Raw genomic sequence first — 18536 nt, 5'->3', positions numbered from 1 at the left:
GGGTTTTTGGAATGAAACGGTTTAAAAAATTGGGAGCAATTGCCTTGGGGCTTGTTGCAACGGTTAGTTTGGCAGCTTGTGGAGGAAATAAGCAAGCAGATAGTTCAAGTAAAAATGATTCAGGAGACAAAGTGGTCACCAAAGTTGTGGGTGTGGCGCCTGGACCTTATGGGGATATGGCAACGAAAGTAATTAGTCCGTTATTAGAGAAAAAAGGTTTCAAGCTAACAACCAAATTATTTAATGATTATGTTCAACCCAATAAGGCTTTAGCTAGTGGCACAATTGATGCTGATTTGTTCCAACATACAGCTTATTTAGAAAAATTTGCTTCTGACAATCACTTAAAATTGTCGGTGGTTGAAAAAGTACCAACTTTAGGGATGGGAATTTATTCAAAAAAACTGAAGAGTTTAGATGAATTACAAGATGGTGCAACTGTCGCAATTGCCAATGATGCATCAAACTTAGCGCGAACGTTACAATTGTTGGCAGCGAATGGTTTGATTACATTGAAAGGCGACATTGATGAAACAAAAGCGACCGTCGATGATATTGCAACCAATCCTAAAAACTTAACGTTTAAGACACTGGATGCAGCGCAATTGGTTCGCTCAATGGATAATGTAGCGATTGCGTTAGTTCCGGGAAACTTCTCATGGGCGGCAAAATTAAATCCGGCAGATGCATTAGCTTTGGAAAAACTAAAAGAGAATTATAAGAATGTTTTCGTTGTGCAAACGGCTGAAAAAAATTCAGATTTTGCAAAAGCTGTTAAGGAAGTATTAGAGAGTCAAGAATTTAAAGATGCGATTGCAAAATCAGATTTTAAGGATTTTGATAAACCAGCATTTTGGAGTGAATAAAGATGAGAAATCAAGCAAAAATTGAACTACAAAAGGTATCTGTCACGTTTAAAAAACAAAACCAAGCGATTGCAGCCGTTCAAGAAGTTCAGTTAACCATTGAAGCGGGCGAAATATATGGCATTGTTGGCTTGAGTGGAGCAGGCAAAAGTACACTTATTCGAACGTTGAATTTATTGCAACGTCCGACAGAAGGGCGTGTACTGATTGATGGGGAAGATATCACTGATCTAAAAGGGGCGGCTATTCGAGAGGTTCGCAAGAAAGTGGGAATGATTTTCCAACATTTCAATTTGATTAGTAATCGGACGATTGCCCAGAACCTTATGTTTGCATTAAAAGCGGCCAACTATCCAAAAGAGCAACGCGAAGCACGTGTGAAGGAAGTCTTGCAACTGGTTGATTTGGAAGAGAAGTACCATGATTACCCAAATAACTTATCAGGTGGTCAAAAACAACGGGTGGGTATTGCTAGAGCAATCATTAATAATCCTGAAATCTTGCTTTGTGACGAAGCTACAAGTGCGCTAGATGTTGAAACAACAGAGGAAATCTTAAAATTATTGGCTAAAATAAATCGCGAATTAGGAATTACGATTGTTTTTATCACGCATGAACTAGAAGTGGCGCGGCGCTTGTTTGATCGGATGGCAGTCATGGAAAATGGACGAATAGTGGAAGAAGGGACAACCTATGAGTTGTTTGCGAATCCCAAAGAGTCCGTTACAAAACGGTTGGTTGGGCGCTATTTTGATTTAGCAATTCCTGCTGAATTGACAGCTTCTCTTTCGAAAGGGACGCTTGTGGAACTAAGGTACCAAGGAACTAACACTTTAGACCCACTGATCTCAACCATTTCCAAAAAGTATCCAGTATCGATTGGGATTATTCATGGCAAAATTGAATACATTAAGGAACAAGCAATTGGCATTTTACTGGTCTATATGACAGGTGAGCCGGGGGCCGTTCAAGAAGCCATTCACTCTATGCAAGAAAAAGTTGCCTCATTGCGCATCGTGAAGGAGGAATCATAGATAATGGAATCAACAACTGAAATTTTGCAGCAATACTTACCACAAGCACTCTGGGATACAGTGAAAATGGTTGGTATTTCAACGATTATCGGAGTCATATTGGGTGGACTTGTTGGACTAATTCTTTTTTTGGCAAACAATTCTTTATTTTATAAGCACGAATGGTTACATAAAACGGTGGGTTTTTTAGTCAACGCCCTGCGTTCATTGCCATTCTTGATATTGTTGGTGACGTTAATACCCCTGTTAACGTTCCTTTTAGGAGATCCTTATACACCCGCGGGGGGAGCAGTGGCACTCTCGATTGCTGCCATTCCTTTTTTTGCTCGGGTGGCTGAAAGTTCTTTTGCTGAAATTGATCATGGGGTTTTGGAAGCAAGCGTGGCGCAAGGAGCATCCACATGGTTAATCATTACCAATGTGATTATTCCTGAAAGCTTGCCTTCGTTAGTTCGTGGTGTAGTGTTAACCATCGTTAGTTTACTTGGTTATTCCGCGATGGTTGGAACGATTGGTGCTGGAGGAATTGGTGATTTGGCCATCCAGTATGGGTACAATCGCTATGAGACCATGGTGCTGGTTGTTATCATTGTCATCTTAATTGTCATTGTTCAAATTATTCAATGGTTAGGCGATTGGGTTGCCCGCTATTTTACGAAATAAGGAGATGGATTTGGTATGGAGGTTACACAGACTGTACCTGAAAAATATACTACACACCGGGTTACAGGTGAGAAAGGAAAAGCGGATAGAATTGCTTTTCCAGAAACAGAGACAGAAATTGCTGAGTATTTGTTACAAGCGGCAGAGGCCCAACAACCTATTATTACAGTGGGAGCTTCTACGGGTTTAACTGGCGCAACGTTTCCTCAAAATGGGGAGTGGCTCCTCTCACTTGCAAACTATCGTAAAATTTTAGCATTGGATGAAGAAACTCTGACGTTGCAAGTGCAAGCAGGTGTAACATTGGCGGAAATTCAAGCATACCTAGCCTCTACCGCTTACTTCTATGCGCCTGATCCTGGGTCTAAGCAAGCCACAATTGGTGGGACTGCTGCTACGAATGCAGGTGGCATGCGTGCTGTTAAGTATGGAGTTACGCGTGAAAATATTCGGAGTATGGTCGTTTTTTTGGCAGATGGCCGGAAATTAACCGTTGGGAGTTTAAACAATAAAGATAGTTCTGGTTATGATTTGAAAGATTTATTTATTGGTTCGGAAGGAACGCTTGGTGTGATTACCGAGCTAGGCTTGAAACTTCGACCAAAGCCAGCTGTGACTGTCAGTGTGTTAATTGGTTTTGAACATTTGGATGATTTGGCCCCCGTTGTCTATCAAATTTTAGGGTCGTCCTTGCAACCCGCTGCGTTGGAATTTTTTGATCGAGAAGCCATACAATATGCTGAAAAATTTCTCAAAGAAGCGTTTTTGGCTATTAAAGGTGAGTGTTTTTTATTGATAACCCTTGATGGACCGGATGAAGAAAGTCTGACACAGCAATTGGAACAAATGAGCGAAGCAAGTGAATCGTGGAAGAAGCAGTCGTTCCGTTCGTTAACGAATGAGGAAAGCCTACGTATTTGGCGCTTGAGAGGAGCGATTGGCGCGGGAATTGAAGATGTGACACAACAGGAACCACTGGATATCGTTGTCCCAATTAACAAAATAACAGCAACGATTAAGCGTTTAAGGGTGGTGTGTCTACAATCCAATTTGCGAGCTGTCTTTTTCGGTCATGCCGGCGATGGCAATATCCACATTTGCTTATTGAGAGAAGGACTCGTTCAAGCCGAGTGGGAGAAACGATTGGACGTGGTTTTGCATCAAATTTATCAAGAAGTTGCGAAACGAGGAGGGCTTCCTTCCGCTGAACATGGGATTGGATTATTGAAGAAGCCATATTTTCGTGAGGCGATTGATCCAGTGAAATTACAAGTGATGCAACAGATCAAGCAGACATTGGATCCGCAAAATCGTTTGAATCCAGGCAAAATTTTTGATTAATCGCAAAAAAATACAACTTTTCGAAGGACTAGTTTCATTAGTCCTTCTTTTTTATGGTTTATTTAAGGAAAAAAGCATTTCATTAAACTTATAAGGGATTGTTTGGTATCCTTTCAATGATAAAAAAAAGAAGGAGCATGAAAATGGAATGCTGTGAATGGGCAAAAGTCTCAGAGACAATGCAAAGTTACCACAATCTTGAATGGGGACGACCAGTACACGAAGATCAAAAATTGTTTGAGGCTTTGTCGCTTGAAATTTTTCAAGCTGGCTTGAGTTGGGCAATTGTCCTCAAAAAACGGGCAGCGTTGACGAGTGGCTTTTTTGATTGGTCTATTCAAAAAGTTGCTGACATGCAACCTACAGATGTGGAAGAACTCATGCAAAATCCAGCGGTGATTCGCTATCGTAAAAAAATTGAGGCTATTATTCATAATGCCCAATGTTTGTTAGTCATTCAAGCGGAGTATGGAACGTTTGATCAATACATTTGGTCTTTTGTGGACCAACAGCCCATTGTACATGCTATTGTCACGCCTGCAGATGTTCCAAGTGAAACGGCACTATCACAAGAGATTAGTCGTAATCTAAAAGCACGCGGGTTTCAATTTGTAGGTTCTAAGACGGTCTATGCTTTTATGCAAGCAATTGGATTAGTGAACGATCATGAGGATAACTGTCACTTGAAACAACGAACCTAACAACAATTTATCAAAGAAAAGGAGGGATTCAGTGTTGAGTAGGATAGGAAGCATAGTACGAACTGCTCTTTTTACAAACGGGGATACAAACCTTTGGCTGATTCCCATCATACTAGTTATAGTGGTTGGCAGCTTTATTTTTTGGAAAAAGAAAACGAACAAAAAACGGATACGCTGGCTCTGGTTGTTTGTGCTTGTTCTTGTGTCTATCGGGATTGTAGTGAAAGATACGACCGTCTTTTCGACAACACTATCCGGGTTAATCACCAATAAAGAAACCGTGTCAAATAAGACCAATGCGACCAATGACAAGAAGAACGTTCATACGAACCATTCAGAAATAAAGCGCGAATTACGAACTGCTTGGCAATCAGTCGACCAAAAAGATAGCGGTGAATTTGCCATTGCTATTTTGCAAAATGATGGTCAAGTAGTTTCCTACACAACTACGCAATCGACTTTTGCTACTGCTAGCATTGTGAAAGTAAGCATTGCTGCAGAACTCTTACATAACAATGCAATGGCTCAAGTTACACTCTCTAGCACACAAGCTGATCTTCTAACAGCCATGATTGAAGAAAGTGATAATGATGCGGCAACGACCCTCTTGACTAATGATTTGGGTGGATACAGTAGTCTTTCCGCAATTTATCAAGCGTTAGCAATGACAAATACAACTGTAGATACTGATGCTTGGGGGTATACTCAGACAACTGCCGAGGATCAATTAAAGTTACTATCCGCAATATTTGAGCCATCTGATTATTTAACAACCAATAGCCAGACTTATTTGCAAACATTAATGAATACTGTCACAGACAGTCAAGTCTGGGGGATTAGTCAAGGTGCAGCGAATGTGTATTTGAAAAATGGTTGGTTACAAGATGAAGATGGTTGGATTGTGAATAGTATTGGAAAATTTGATTTAGATAAAGCGGGGAAGGAATCCTATCTTATTGCTGTGCTAACGAAAAACAATCCCACATTTGCCGATGGACAAGCGTTGATTGAAAAATTAACTGCCAAAACCAATGCGGTTCTATCGAAATAAAAAAACGAGCATGCTTCACTATTATTAGTAGAGGATACTCGTTTTTTAAATGAATAATAAATTCTTTTCTTCTAATTCTAATGACCATGTGCGGCTAGTCAATTGGTAACATAGATTGCCGATAACCATCTCACTTGAAACGTTATTCGAAGAGGCAAGTTCTTCTTCTGCAAAATAAAGAGGGATACGTATTCGTGTGTTATCTTGCAAAATTTGCTGAAAACAAAAAATCATGCCCTCTTTCATAGGTTCTCTCAAGTCTTTTAGTATTTCTACTGGTAAATTCTCAATGGGAGCCGGTCGTTTGAAGAAGGAACGCTTTTCATTTATCTTTTCTAGCGCTAGGCGTTTAATGCGTCCTGAGAGAATGTGATAAAATTCATCCAAATAACGATAGTAGACACGAGACACATCATGCGGTAGATCGAAATAGACAAAATTATTTTGTAATTTATAAAAAAAAGGGGAATGAAGATGGTTACGCATATGTCCAAAATAGAGCAACTCTGAAATCTCCAAAGGTGAAAGTTCCTTAAGCATGGAGACATCGGTGAAATCAATCCATTTATTCTCTTCATTCATGCGACCCTTTGTGACCAATTGGGCGTAACGATCAACGGCATTCGAACCCCGAATGATTTTCAAGCCAGTATGAGTTTCATAGTCACCATATTCTGTTGCAGGATTAAGCAACAACAAATTTTTAGGAGGATGAACGACACCCAAATGAAAATCTTTGGCTTGAATCCCGCGCGTTACCACGACATTACTTGTTGTATCAATGTGGACATACACCGATTGATTCATGCGTCTCCTCCCTTTCATCGCAAACGATCCTTAGTATATTTTACAACAAAATATGAATTTTTTCCGTTAAAATTAGATTACAACCATTCCAAAATTTCAGCAATCTTTGTAATCTTACTTTTTTTTCATAAGCATGGTATCATAAAGAAACGAAAGGATGACAATGAATGAAACGACCTGGACGTTTTCGGCATTGGTTGGTCAATATATTGTTACTACTAGTATTTGTTGTTGGCCTCGCTTTGATTTTCAATAATCAAATTCGTTCGTGGGCAATGGCACAACGAACCGCACAATATGAATTATCGAAAATTTCAAGAAAAACCATAGAACAGAATGAAAAAAAAGCAGCGTCATTTGATTTTGATGCTGTTGAACCAATTAGTACACAAGCGGTGCTAGAAGCACAATTAACAAACAAAACGCTACCTGTTATTGGAGGAATAGCGATTCCTAGTGTTTCAATTAATTTACCCATTTTTAAGGGAGTCTCCAATGAAGCACTTTTATATGGTGCTGGGACATTCAGCCCTACTCAAAAAATGGGCATTGGGAACTATGCTTTGGCGAGTCATCGCACCGATCGACAAGATTTGCTTTTTACCCCCTTGGATAAGGTAGAGACAGGTGCCGTGGTTTATTTAACGGATTTGCAATCAATTTATACCTACCAAGTTTATAGAAAAGATCGCATTCAGCCAACGCAAGTGGAAGTATTGGATGAAATACCAACTAAGAAAATAGTAACCTTAATCACTTGTGGAGAAATGAGCGGCGAAACGCGGATTGTTGTCCAGGGTGAACTGACAGCTGTTACTCCTGTAAAAGAAGCAAACAAAGAAATGCTACAAGCGTTTGAGATGACCCAAAAAACATTTTGATTTGCTTGCGTATCTAATAGTAAAGAAGTGAGGAGTGAGCAAAATGGCAAATGAGTTTCATTACGAAATCGTTGAAGAGATTGGCGTGTTATCAACCAATGCGCAAGGCTGGCAAAAAGAATTGAATTTGGTTAGTTGGAATGGCCGACCACCTAAATTTGATTTACGGGATTGGGCGCCAAATCATGAAAAAATGGGCAAGGGCCTGACACTAACGAATGAAGAATTAGCGGAATTAAAAAAAATACTAACCAGTATGTAATGGAGTTTTGATCATGAGAAGTATGACAGGTTTTGGGAAAGCTCAAGCACAAACGAATCAGGTGACCATCGATATTGAAATAAAAACAGTAAATCAACGGTTTCTGGATATCCAATTTCGGATGCCGCGTATTCTCAATGAAGCAGAACACAGGCTGAGAAACGCAACGAAAAACCATCTGGCAAGAGGTCGAGTGGATGTGTTTATCACGGTTACGGAGCGAGCACAGCATGCCAAGGAAGTGATGATTGACTGGGAAACCATCACTGCTATCGTGGAAGAAGCCGAGCAGGAAAGTGAACGGCGCTTTGGTGTGCCCATTGCAAAGCAAGCACTGGTTCAATCATTAATCATGCAAGACCAATTCTTCGTGCTGCATGAACAGCCGATAGAAGAAGACCAATTTTTGCCAGTTGTTTTAGCCACTTTTGACGAAGCTTTGCTGGCAGTTGCGGCTAGTCGTCAGCAAGAGGGATTGCTTTTGAAAAAAATCATGCAAGAGCAAAAAGCTGCATTAGCAAGCACTCTCGAACAGTTGCGTGGTTTTTATCAAACGTATGAGCAAGAATATCAAGAACGCTTGACCAAAAAAATCATTGAGCGCTTAGACCAAGAAGCAGATGAAGCGAGATTGTTAACAGAAATTGCCTTACTCATTGAACGAGGCGATATTCATGAAGAGCTCGATCGTCTGACCGTACATTTGTTAAAGTTGGATCAATTGTTAGCAAAAACAGAGCCTGTTGGACGAGAGTTGGATTTTCTCATTCAAGAAATGAATCGTGAAGTAAATACAATTGGATCAAAATCAGCTGTGATTGAAATCAAAAATGAAGTCGTTCAACTAAAAACCATCCTTGAAAAGATGCGCGAACAAGTTCAGAATGTAGAATAGAAGCTTACCTATTAATCTGATTGTTTAGGACAGTTTGTGTTATTTTTATTTGCTATTTCCAAGTTAGTCTTGAAACTTGCGAGAAAAAAGTGCAAAATAGACGTTAAGTAGATTTTTTTGGATGAGAGGACGTCGTTATGACTGAACGAGGATTATTAATTGTTTTGTCTGGACCATCAGGAGTGGGAAAAGGTACGGTTAGAAAAGCCATTTTTGATAGTGCAGACAATGATTTTCACTATTCGATTTCGATGACAACTCGCAAGATGCGTGTGGGCGAAACAGAAGGCATTGATTATTATTTTCGAACACGGGAAGAATTTGAAGCATTGATTGCGGCTGGTGAAATGCTAGAGTATGCCGAATATGTTGGAAACTACTATGGCACGCCATTGTCTTATGTCCAACAAACATTGGATCAAGGGAAGGATGTTTTTCTTGAAATTGAAGTGCAAGGTGCACGTCAAGTGAAAGAAAAAGTGCCCGATGGGGTGTTTATTTTTCTCACGCCACCAGATTTAAGTGAGTTGCGCTCAAGGATTGTTGGTCGTGGAACAGATGCGATTGACGTGATTGACGAGCGAATGCGAGTAGCGCGCGAAGAAATTGAAATGATGGCACTGTATGATTATGCGGTAGTGAATGATGAAGTCCCTAAAGCAGTCAAGCGTGTGAAAGAAATTATTGAAGCGGAACATTTCCGTGTGGAGCGAGTAATTGGAAAGTATCGAAAAATGTTAGAGGAGTTGTAGTACAATGATGTTAAAACCTTCAATTGATTCACTTTTAAACCAAGTGAACTCAAAATATTCATTAGTCATCCTAGCTAGTAAACGGGCCCATGAGTTAGATGCTGGTGCACAGCCAACTTTGGAAAAGTTTGATTCTGTAAAAAGTGTTGGGAAAGCATTAGAAGAAATTGATGCAGAAACGGTCGTGATTGATCCCCATCCAGAAGTCAAGCGCGCACGTTTGAAGTTAGAAGCTGAAGAGAAAAAAGCACAAATGGAACAAGAGCAAAAAGATTTAGAGAAACGAATCAAGCAAGAACAAAAACTATAATATTGGGGGCAGAGTGCAGGAATGATACTCTGTCCATTCTTTTTTTTGAGAAGAACACTAGCTGAACAAGCCATTATTGGAATGGTACAGACAAATCAATGATTTTTTAGTAAAATGAAGCTGCGAGTAAACGCGAAGGAGGATAAGAAAATGACTATTGCACAAGTTATTGTCGATGTACCAACGATGCAAACCGATCAACCATTTTCTTATCTGATTCCAGAGGAGATGCTGTCAGTAATCAAGCCGGGAATGCGGGTAGAGGTTCCTTTTGGTAAAGGAAATCGCCATATTCAAGGATTTGTGATTGCTGTCACTGATGAACAAGAGCAATTCCCTCAGCAGGAATTGAAGTACTTGATTCACCCTCTTGATTTAGCTCCTGTTTTAAATCAGGAATTATTGGCGTTGGCGGATTATATGAAGGAAGAAACCTATTCTTTTAAAATTACTTGTTTACAAACTATGTTACCAAGCGTTTTAAAGGCAAAGTATGCCAAGCAAATACAACTATTACTTCCGGAGTCCTTGCCAAAAGAGTGGCAGTCTTTTTTCGGTAGCGATACGGTGGTTCCCTACGAAGAAGCAGTCAACGTTATGGGCGTAGCTTTGATTCAACAATTGCGGATGGCAGGAACGATTGATATCCGCTATTTGGTTAAAAAGCAAAACCGAGTGCAGACAGTAAAAATGATCTATTCCTGTGTTACGAGTGAAAATTATCCGATGTTTGCACAAATGATTCGTAAGGGAGCAAAGCGGAAAGTTCAATTGCTTGAACGATTAACACAATTTCCTAAGAGAACCCTTCAAGAATATTTGGATGAAGGATTATCGCGAACAGTCATCAATCAAGCAGCAATGGATGGCTGGTTGCGGCTGGAGGCAGAAGAAGTTTATCGAGATCCCTATGCGGCACAGACATTTGCAAAAACAACACCCTTACAGTTAAATGACGAACAAGCTGCTGCAGTACAAGCACTTGCTGACGCGAATCAGAGCCAAACGTTCTTACTTGAAGGAATAACTGGGAGTGGAAAAACCGAAGTCTATTTGCAAGCCATTGCCAATGTTCTTGAACATGGCAAAACGGCAATGATGCTCGTGCCAGAAATCGCATTGACCCCTCAAATGGTAGAACGATTTAAGGGACGATTTGGGGAAGCTGTTGCTGTTTTGCATAGTGGTCTATCCCAAGGAGAAAAATATGATGAATGGCGCAAAATTGAGCGAAACGAAGCACAGGTTGTAGTAGGTGCCCGCTCAGCCGTATTTGCTCCTTTAGAAAATATCGGATTAATTGTGGTTGATGAAGAACATGAGTCCAGTTATAAGCAAGAAGAAACCCCCCGCTATCATGCAAGAGATTTGGCAATCTGGCGAAGCAACTATCACCAGTGTCCTGTCGTTTTAGGAAGTGCGACACCGTCTCTTGAATCGAGGGCTCGCGCCCAAAAAGGGGTGTATCAATTTTTACATTTAACCAAGCGTGGAAATCCAGATGCACTCTTACCTAGTGTCGAAATTATTGATATGAAACAAGAAATTGTTCGCAAAGAGACAACGACTTTTTCACGGATTCTTCAAGAAAAGATTCAAGATCGCTTGAATAAAGAAGAGCAGGTAGTATTGATGCTCAATCGTAGAGGATATTCTTCCTTCGTAATGTGCCGGGATTGTGGCTTTGTTCTTCCTTGTCCGAATTGCGACATTTCTTTGACGCTACATATGGATACTAAAACCATGCGTTGTCACTATTGTGGTCATGAGGAACGGATTCCTCATCACTGTCCTAGTTGTGGTAGCGAAAAGATTCGCTATTACGGCACAGGAACCCAAAAAGTTGAAGAAGAGCTGACTCAGTTATTTCCTGAGGCGAATGTCTTGCGGATGGATGTGGATACCACTCGTAAAAAAGGTGCCCACGAACGAATTTTGCGGGCCTTTTCGGAAAAAAAAGCCTCAATTCTATTAGGAACCCAAATGATTGCCAAGGGACTTGATTTTCCAGATATTACGTTAGTTGGTGTATTAAATGCGGACACTTCTTTGAATTTACCTGATTTTCGAGCAAGTGAGCGAACCTTCCAATTACTCACGCAGGTAAGTGGGCGAGCAGGAAGAGCACAGAAGCACGGGGAAGTGATTATCCAGACATTTAACCCTGAGCATCATGCGATTGTGTTAGCCAAACAACAGAATTATGAAGCATTCTATCAAGAGGAAATGCAGATTCGCCACCAAAGTGATTACCCACCGTATTATTTCACTGTAAAAATAATAGCCAGTCATGAACAAGAAGAGCCAGCTGCACGCAAAATGTTTCAAGTTTACCGAGAAATTGAACACGTGTTGAGCTCGCAGGCCAAAATCTTGGGACCAACACCGCATGCTATTATGCGCATAAAAAATCGGTATTATTATCAAATTATTATCAAATACAAGCGAGAGCCTCAATTGGCGAACTATTTGACAGAGTTACTCGAACGTAGCCAAATGGACCAAAGAAACGGTCTGTTTCTTTCGATTGATAAAGAACCACTCTCGTTCATTTAAAAAGGAGTATACCATGCTTTATCCAATTATTATTCAACCAAATGAACAATTAAGAAGAACCAATCAGGTGGTTCAGGAACTGACAGATGAGCTTGTTGAGTTATTAGATGATATGTATGAAACGATGCTTGCACATGATGGTGTGGGAATTGCGGCACCCCAGATTGGCAAAAACTTACAGATAGCTGTGGTAGAAGTTGATGAAAATGATCGCTTTGATCTGATTAATCCGCAAATCATCGAAAGCAAAGGAAAAACTATTTTTGTTGAAGGGTGCTTAAGCATTCCCCATGTATTTGGCACGGTGGAGCGGGCAGAGGAAATCACTGTTCGCTATTTTGATCGTGAAGGGGATGAAATGGAAGTAACAGCCTATGGATATTTGGCGCGAGCCATCCAACATGAAATAGATCACTTAAATGGCATACTTTTTACAGATAAAGTAATCGAATGGATACCTGAAGAAGCGTTAGCAAACTATTACGAGGAGCATGAAAATGACTAAATTAGTATTTATGGGCACACCACAATTTTCGGTGCCGATTCTCGAAGGACTCATTGACAGTGGGTATGATGTACTTGCTGTGGTGACACAACCCGACCGTCCTGTGGGCCGAAAAAAAGTCGTTCAACCGACACCAGTCAAAGAGGCGGCCGTGAGATTGGGGCTGCCAATTTTCCAACCTGAAAAACTTTCTGGATCAGAGGAACTAACAAAAATCATCGACCTAAAACCGGATTTACTAGTGACAGCAGCGTATGGTCAGTTTTTACCGGAAAGTTTGTTGAAAGTTCCGACGAAGGGTGCCATTAATGTCCATGCCTCCTTATTACCGAAATATCGGGGAGGAGCGCCTGTTCACTATGCAATCATTGATGGAGAGCAAGAAACAGGTGTGACGATTATGGAAATGATTAAAAAGATGGACGCTGGTGGCATCTATGCCCAAGAAAGCTTACCAATTACTTCTACGGATGACGTTGGGACAATGTTTGACAAATTAAGTCTGCTTGGAAGAGAATTGTTGTTACGTACCTTGCCAACGTTATTATCTGGTGCCCTGAAGCCTGTTCCACAGGATGAGGAAGCAGTGACCTTTTCACCCAATATTACACGTGAACAAGAAGCGATTGATTGGCAAAAAACGGCTCATCAGATTGATTGTCAAGTGAGGGGGATGCGCCCTTGGCCAGTTGCTTTTACGACGTATAAAGGAACACGATGGAAAATGCTTGCAGTTCAGCCACAAGTTATGAGAACCCAAGCTTTGCCTGGAACCATTATTGAGAAAACAAAAACGATTTTGGCCATTGCTTGTGGGGAAGGAACCGTTCTACAGATCTTACGTTTGAAGCCGGCAGGTAAGGGCGAACAAACCATTGAAAATTTTCTGAATGGTAATGGTCAACAATTACAGGTAGGTGAACGACTCGGTGAGTAAAAAAGCCAATGGACTGACAAAAACCGTGCGCTTTGTCGCATTTACATTACTGGAGCGTATTGATAAAGGGGGAGCCTATTCGAATTTGGCAATTAAAGAGGCCATTGAAACCACCCACTTGAACGAGAAGGATGCGCGTCTATTGACAGAGCTTGTCTATGGAGCCGTGGGCAATCAATTGCGTTTGGACTACTATTTGGCGCCATTTTTAAAAAAAACCAAAAAAGTTGATAGATGGGTCCAGTGTTTGTTGCGAATGTCCGTCTACCAATTCACATTTTTAGATAAAGTGCCAAACCATGCAATTGTAAATGAAGCGGTTGAAATTGCCAAATACCGTGGAAATATAGGTATTGGTCAGTTTGTTAATGGTGTATTAAGGCAAATCCAACGAGTGGGTGTACCCGATGTGCAGGCAATCGATGATCATTTGGAACGAGTCGCCATTTCCTATAGCTTACCAATCTGGTTGGTCCAAGCTTTGGTCCAACAAATTGGGATGGAAGCGACGGAAAAGCTGGGCGAGTCGCTCATGAAACCTAGCCATGTTAGCGCTCGAGTCGATACCCGATGGTGCACCATCCAACAAGCTATTGCGGAATTGGCAAATGAAGGGATAGTTGCCAAGCCAAGCTTGCTTTCATCTGTGGGAATCGTTGCTGAAAAAGGTTTTTTAGCGGGGAGTACGCTCTTTCAACAGGGACGAATGACCATTCAAGATGAAAGCTCTATGCTTGTCGCACCTATTTTGGATGTACAGCCAGGTGACAAAGTCTTAGATGCTTGTGCTGCTCCAGGAGGAAAGACGACGCATATCGCTACGTATCTGGATGCCAAAAAAGGTGGCGAGGTACTTGCATTAGATATTCATTCTCATAAAGTAGCTTTAATTCAGGAAAATGCTGAACGGCTACAGGTTGAAGATGTTGTGAGGGCCAGACAATTAGATGCACGGGACGTTGCCAAGGTTGTCCCGAACGAAACCTTTGATCGTATCTTAGTTGACGCACCTTGTTCAGGGATTGGCTTAATCCGCCGTAAACCGGATATTAAATATCAAAAAACGCCTCAGGATTTTCAAAATTTACCGAAGATTCAGTTAAGTATCCTCGAAAGCGTTGCACCAAGTTTGAAATCAGGTGGACGATTGGTCTATAGTACGTGTACAATCATGGAAGAAGAGAACGAACAAGTGGTGAATGCTTTTTTAGCAAACCACCCAGAATTTGAATTAGTGACGCCTAATGTAAATGAGCATGTGCGTCCAGCGTTAGCCAATCAAATGTTGACAATCTACCCACAAATGTACCATACAGATGGCTTTTTTATTAGTTGTTTGCAGAAGAAGTAATGAGGTGACGAGAATGGAAGTCTGTTTTTTAAGTGATGTTGGAAAGAAGCGCCATACCAATCAAGATTATGCACAAGTGTATTACAATTCCCAAGGCTATCTCTTAGCATTATTGGCAGATGGCATGGGCGGGCACCAAGCTGGAGACGTTGCGAGTATGCAAGCGGTCGAGGACATTGGGAAAAAATGGCAAGAATCTGAGGTGTCTGATAGTGAAGCTGCAACCAAATGGCTCATCCAAACGATTCAAGATGAAAATCAGGTAATCAGAGAAATGGGACAATCAAAGGCCGAATTAAATGGCATGGGAACAACGATTGTTGCGGTAGTGAGCATTGGTGATCAATTTACGATTGCTTACGTAGGAGATAGCCGCATTTATTTGTTGCGCCAAGAAGAACTCATTCAATTGACGGAAGATCATTCATTGGTTAACGCTTTGGTGAAATCAGGGGAAATTACGCCTGAAATGGCCGTTAACCATCCAAGAAAGAATGTTCTAACTCGCTCCATTGGCATGCCTAATGGCTTAGAAGTGGATGTTGCCAATCATTTTTATCGACCTGGCGATTATTTATTGTTGTGTTCAGATGGATTAACGAATATGGTGACAGACGGAGAGATGGCACAAATCATTGAAGAAAGCCCATCAATGCCGACCGCCTTGCAATCACTGATTGATTGTGCGAACGAGCACGGAGGATTCGATAATATTACGGCCCTCTTGCTGCATTATGGAGGTGACGAACTTGCTTGATATTGGGAAAAAAATAAATGAGCGGTACCTGATCATCGGGAATATTGGCAGTGGCGGGATGGCAAATGTTTTTTTAGCCCGTGATTTGATTCTAGATCGTGAAGTAGCAGTGAAAGTGTTGCGGTACGATTTTCAAAATGATCAATCCGCTATTCGTCGTTTTCAGCGGGAAGCTTTAGCTGCTACAGAATTGGTGCATCCTAATATTGTATCTGTTTATGATGTTGGGGAAGAAGATGGTCAACAGTACTTGGTGATGGAATATGTCAAAGGAATGGACTTGAAACGGTACATTCAAACACATTATCCAATTCCTTACGATAAAGTTGTCGACATCATGGACCAAATCTTATCAGCGATGTCATTGGCGCATCAACATCGCATCATTCATCGTGACTTAAAGCCACAAAATATCTTGATGAATGAAGAGGGTGTCGTAAAAATTACTGATTTTGGGATTGCCATTGCTCTATCCGAAACATCGATTACCCAAACAAATTCGATGTTAGGTTCTGTGCACTATCTTTCACCTGAACAAGCACGAGGAAGCATGGCAACCAATCAATCAGATATCTATGCAATGGGCATCATTTTGTACGAAATGCTGACCGGCCGCGTGCCATTTGATGGAGAATCAGCTGTAACCATCGCTTTGAAGCATTTTCAAGATGCGTTACCAGATATTCATTTATATAATCAACAAGTTCCACAAGCTCTAGAGAACGTCGTGTTAAAGGCAACTGCGAAAGATCCTATTGATCGCTACAAAACAACAGAGGAAATGCAAGGAGATTTGTATACTTCATTGGATGCAGCTCGTGCCAATGAGCCAAAATGGCAGCCAATACCGCCAATTGATGAGACGAGAGTCATTGAACCCGTCAGTGGAGAGTCCGCGAGTGAGCCACACGGAAAACCAGCAGAGATACCAGAAACGGAAGCCTCCTTACCCGAGGAAGCAAAGAAAAAAAAGAACCATCGACGTTGGTGGATTTTACCAATCATTGTACTGGCTATTTTTATGCTAGCTGGTACCTATTGGGTATATGCGGGTGGTCGACATGAAGTGACAGTGCCGGACGTTAGCAATCTTAGTCAGACGGAAGCTGTTGAAAAGTTAACAACTGCTGGCTTAAAAGTGAACGATACACCGAAAAAAGTGGCAAGTGACAAAATTGAAAAAGGCAATATTGTCCGTACAGATCCACAAGCAGGGACGGAAGTGAAGAAAAATAGACAGGTGACATTGTACATATCAACCGGAAAAGATAAAGTTGCCATGCAAGATTATACCGATCAGTCCATCGACGATGCAAAACGGTCGCTAACAGATCTTGGTTTTAAAGAAGAAAATATTACCGTTACTGAAAAATATGACGATGAGGTTGCGAGTGGCAAAATTATTTCTCAAACGCCGAAAGCAGATGAGAAAGTAGTGCCCAGTGAGGCAAAAGTGAAATTTGTTGTCAGTGAAGGGAAAAAACCTGTTTCCGTACCAAGTGTTGTAGGGATGAGCCAATCAGATGCAGTCAATATGCTAGTAACGGCAGGTTTTTCTACTCCGACGATTGTTCAAGAATTTAGTGACCAAGCGAAAGATGTTGTTATTTCTCAAAATCCAGGTGGCGGGACACAAGCCGTTCCAGGAGATACAACGATTACACTTGTTGTTAGTAAGGGCAAAGAACAAGTAACCGTCCCTGATTTAAAAGGCAAAACGCAAGCAGAGGCAGCCAAAGCGCTAAGTGATGCCGGATTAAAAATGACCACCAGTGAAGAATACAGTGATACTATTAAAGAAGGTTCGGTTATCAGTAATGATCAGGCGGGTAGCACGGTCGACAAAGGAACCTCCATTGCAGTAGTCTTGTCTAAAGGAAAAGAACCGGAGGAACCTGAGGACAAAACCTTTACCATCAATTTTAGTGCCACTTATGATGCAAATGGTCCGGCAGAGCAAAAGGTAGTGGTTTCAATTAATGGTGCCGAAGCCCCTCATGGTCAAGTTAATGAAGTAGTGTTGACAAAAGATAATCCAACTTATAACCAAGCAGTTTCTATCACGGTTAGTGGCAATAACAAAGCAACCATTACAGTGACTAGAAATGGTTCGCAAGTTGTCAATCAACAAGCCAGTCAAGCTGGCCAAATCACAATCCCATAAACCCAAATCATTCTCGTTTAACGGATAGCTTCGTTAGATGAGAATGATTTTGTTTTATCCAAATTTAAAAAAGATTAATTGAAGCATAGTGAACATTTGTTTCTTCTGAAAAATCGTTGTATAGTGAAAAGCAAAGCAGCCCCTTACCTAAGTTGCGAGCCTTCTTCTTTTCATTGTGAAAAAAATTGGGTATAATTAAGGTCAGTATTAGTCAAGGGAGGAACGGATTTATGGCACAACAAAATACCTCTGATTTAATCGAAGCTTACATTAAGCAGATTTTAGAAGAGAGTGAAATCATTGAAATCCGGCGTGCCGAGATGGCTGATTTGTTTCATTGCGTTCCCTCACAAATTAATTATGTCATTAATACGCGCTTTACAGTTACTCGTGGCTATAGTGTCGAGAGTAAGCGAGGTGGCGGCGGGTACATTCGAATTGAAAAAGTTCGTATGAGTAATTGCCATCAGTTTTTAGAACATATCAAAAGATTGTTTGACGGCGAATTGACAGAAAAAGATGCAGTCGCTATTATCCAAAAGTTGTATGAAGAAGGCATTGTGACAAAACGGGAAGGCCATTTGTTATTAACGGCAATTGCCAAAAATGTGTTAAGTGTTTCCAAAGAGGAAGATCAAATTCGTGCGTCTCTCATGCGTGCCCTACTGGAACGTCTGAGTTATGAAGATAGGAAGTGACTAGT

19 protein-coding genes are annotated in these 18536 nt (G+C 41.0%); 18 read left to right on the top strand and 1 reads right to left on the bottom strand.

Annotated features, from left to right (window positions below; translation table 11 throughout):
- Positions 1-11: 11 nt before the first annotated feature.
- From ACFSR0_RS11500 to ACFSR0_RS11475, 6 genes are all read left to right on the top strand, one after another.
- Positions 12-866, top strand: a complete 855-nt coding sequence (locus tag ACFSR0_RS11500) for a MetQ/NlpA family ABC transporter substrate-binding protein (protein WP_379982858.1) — start codon at positions 12-14, stop codon at positions 864-866.
- A 2-nt stretch (positions 867-868) separates the two neighbouring features.
- Positions 869-1900: a methionine ABC transporter ATP-binding protein gene (locus ACFSR0_RS11495; protein ID WP_379982856.1), complete on the top strand. Its 1032-nt coding sequence runs from the start codon at positions 869-871 to the stop codon at positions 1898-1900.
- Positions 1901-1903: 3 nt separating this feature from the next.
- On the top strand, positions 1904-2563 hold the full coding sequence (locus ACFSR0_RS11490; protein WP_379982854.1) for a methionine ABC transporter permease: 660 nt from the start codon (positions 1904-1906) through the stop codon (positions 2561-2563).
- Between the two features lie 15 nt (positions 2564-2578).
- A complete protein-coding gene (locus ACFSR0_RS11485; RefSeq protein ID WP_379982852.1) occupies positions 2579-3904 on the top strand; it encodes an FAD-binding oxidoreductase in 1326 nt (441 codons plus the stop codon).
- A 143-nt stretch (positions 3905-4047) separates the two neighbouring features.
- Positions 4048-4605 (top strand): DNA-3-methyladenine glycosylase I, encoded by a 558-nt coding sequence (locus ACFSR0_RS11480; RefSeq protein ID WP_379982850.1) that lies wholly within the window; start codon positions 4048-4050, stop codon positions 4603-4605.
- Positions 4606-4639: 34 nt separating this feature from the next.
- The gene (locus tag ACFSR0_RS11475; RefSeq protein ID WP_379982848.1) at positions 4640-5656 is read left to right on the top strand and encodes a serine hydrolase; all 1017 of its coding nucleotides are present in this window, start codon (positions 4640-4642) and stop codon (positions 5654-5656) included.
- Positions 5657-5701: 45 nt separating this feature from the next.
- Here the strand turns inward: ACFSR0_RS11475 and ACFSR0_RS11470 are convergent, their stop codons facing one another.
- Positions 5702-6463 carry a hypothetical protein gene (locus ACFSR0_RS11470; RefSeq protein WP_379982846.1) on the bottom strand — a complete coding sequence of 254 codons (762 nt, stop codon included), beginning with the start codon at positions 6461-6463 and terminating at the stop codon, positions 5702-5704.
- Between the two features lie 167 nt (positions 6464-6630).
- On the opposite strand from ACFSR0_RS11470, the gene ACFSR0_RS11465 reads away from it, so the two are divergent.
- From ACFSR0_RS11465 to ACFSR0_RS11410, 12 genes are all read left to right on the top strand, one after another.
- Positions 6631-7344 (top strand): class A sortase, encoded by a 714-nt coding sequence (locus ACFSR0_RS11465; RefSeq protein ID WP_379982844.1) that lies wholly within the window; start codon positions 6631-6633, stop codon positions 7342-7344.
- Positions 7345-7387: 43 nt separating this feature from the next.
- On the top strand, positions 7388-7606 hold the full coding sequence (locus ACFSR0_RS11460; RefSeq protein WP_379982842.1) for a YdbC family protein: 219 nt from the start codon (positions 7388-7390) through the stop codon (positions 7604-7606).
- A 13-nt stretch (positions 7607-7619) separates the two neighbouring features.
- Positions 7620-8501 carry a YicC/YloC family endoribonuclease gene (locus ACFSR0_RS11455; protein WP_379982840.1) on the top strand — a complete coding sequence of 294 codons (882 nt, stop codon included), beginning with the start codon at positions 7620-7622 and terminating at the stop codon, positions 8499-8501.
- 137 nt (positions 8502-8638) lie between these two features.
- Positions 8639-9253 carry a guanylate kinase gene (gene gmk / locus ACFSR0_RS11450; RefSeq protein WP_379982838.1) on the top strand — a complete coding sequence of 205 codons (615 nt, stop codon included), beginning with the start codon at positions 8639-8641 and terminating at the stop codon, positions 9251-9253.
- Positions 9254-9257: 4 nt separating this feature from the next.
- Positions 9258-9563 carry a DNA-directed RNA polymerase subunit omega gene (gene rpoZ / locus ACFSR0_RS11445; RefSeq protein ID WP_379982836.1) on the top strand — a complete coding sequence of 102 codons (306 nt, stop codon included), beginning with the start codon at positions 9258-9260 and terminating at the stop codon, positions 9561-9563.
- A gap of 150 nt (positions 9564-9713) precedes the next feature.
- Positions 9714-12119 carry a primosomal protein N' gene (priA, locus tag ACFSR0_RS11440; RefSeq protein WP_379982834.1) on the top strand — a complete coding sequence of 802 codons (2406 nt, stop codon included), beginning with the start codon at positions 9714-9716 and terminating at the stop codon, positions 12117-12119.
- Between the two features lie 13 nt (positions 12120-12132).
- Positions 12133-12624 carry a peptide deformylase gene (def, locus tag ACFSR0_RS11435; RefSeq protein ID WP_379982832.1) on the top strand — a complete coding sequence of 164 codons (492 nt, stop codon included), beginning with the start codon at positions 12133-12135 and terminating at the stop codon, positions 12622-12624.
- The gene (gene fmt, locus ACFSR0_RS11430) at positions 12617-13561 is read left to right on the top strand and encodes a methionyl-tRNA formyltransferase (RefSeq protein ID WP_379982830.1); all 945 of its coding nucleotides are present in this window, start codon (positions 12617-12619) and stop codon (positions 13559-13561) included. The genes def and fmt overlap by 8 nt, the downstream gene beginning before the upstream one ends.
- Positions 13554-14912, top strand: coding sequence for a 16S rRNA (cytosine(967)-C(5))-methyltransferase RsmB (rsmB, locus tag ACFSR0_RS11425; RefSeq protein WP_379982829.1), 1359 nt, complete (start codon positions 13554-13556; stop codon positions 14910-14912). The genes fmt and rsmB overlap by 8 nt, the downstream gene beginning before the upstream one ends.
- Before the next feature lie 13 nt (positions 14913-14925).
- Positions 14926-15669 (top strand): Stp1/IreP family PP2C-type Ser/Thr phosphatase, encoded by a 744-nt coding sequence (locus ACFSR0_RS11420; RefSeq protein ID WP_379982828.1) that lies wholly within the window; start codon positions 14926-14928, stop codon positions 15667-15669.
- A complete protein-coding gene (pknB, locus tag ACFSR0_RS11415) occupies positions 15662-17833 on the top strand; it encodes a Stk1 family PASTA domain-containing Ser/Thr kinase (RefSeq protein ID WP_379982827.1) in 2172 nt (723 codons plus the stop codon). Before ACFSR0_RS11420 ends, pknB begins: the two co-directional genes overlap by 8 nt.
- Positions 17834-18063: 230 nt before the next feature.
- Complete coding sequence (locus ACFSR0_RS11410; protein WP_379982825.1) at positions 18064-18531, top strand: CtsR family transcriptional regulator; 468 nt, start codon at positions 18064-18066, stop codon at positions 18529-18531.
- Positions 18532-18536 lie beyond the last annotated feature (5 nt).

Origin of the sequence: Enterococcus camelliae (assembly GCF_042685105.1) — a bacterium.
GTDB classification, from domain to species: domain Bacteria; phylum Bacillota; class Bacilli; order Lactobacillales; family Enterococcaceae; genus Enterococcus_G; species Enterococcus_G camelliae.
The sequence above is the reverse complement of the archived record's forward strand: the minus strand, read 5'-3'. Positions and strand labels throughout refer to the sequence as shown.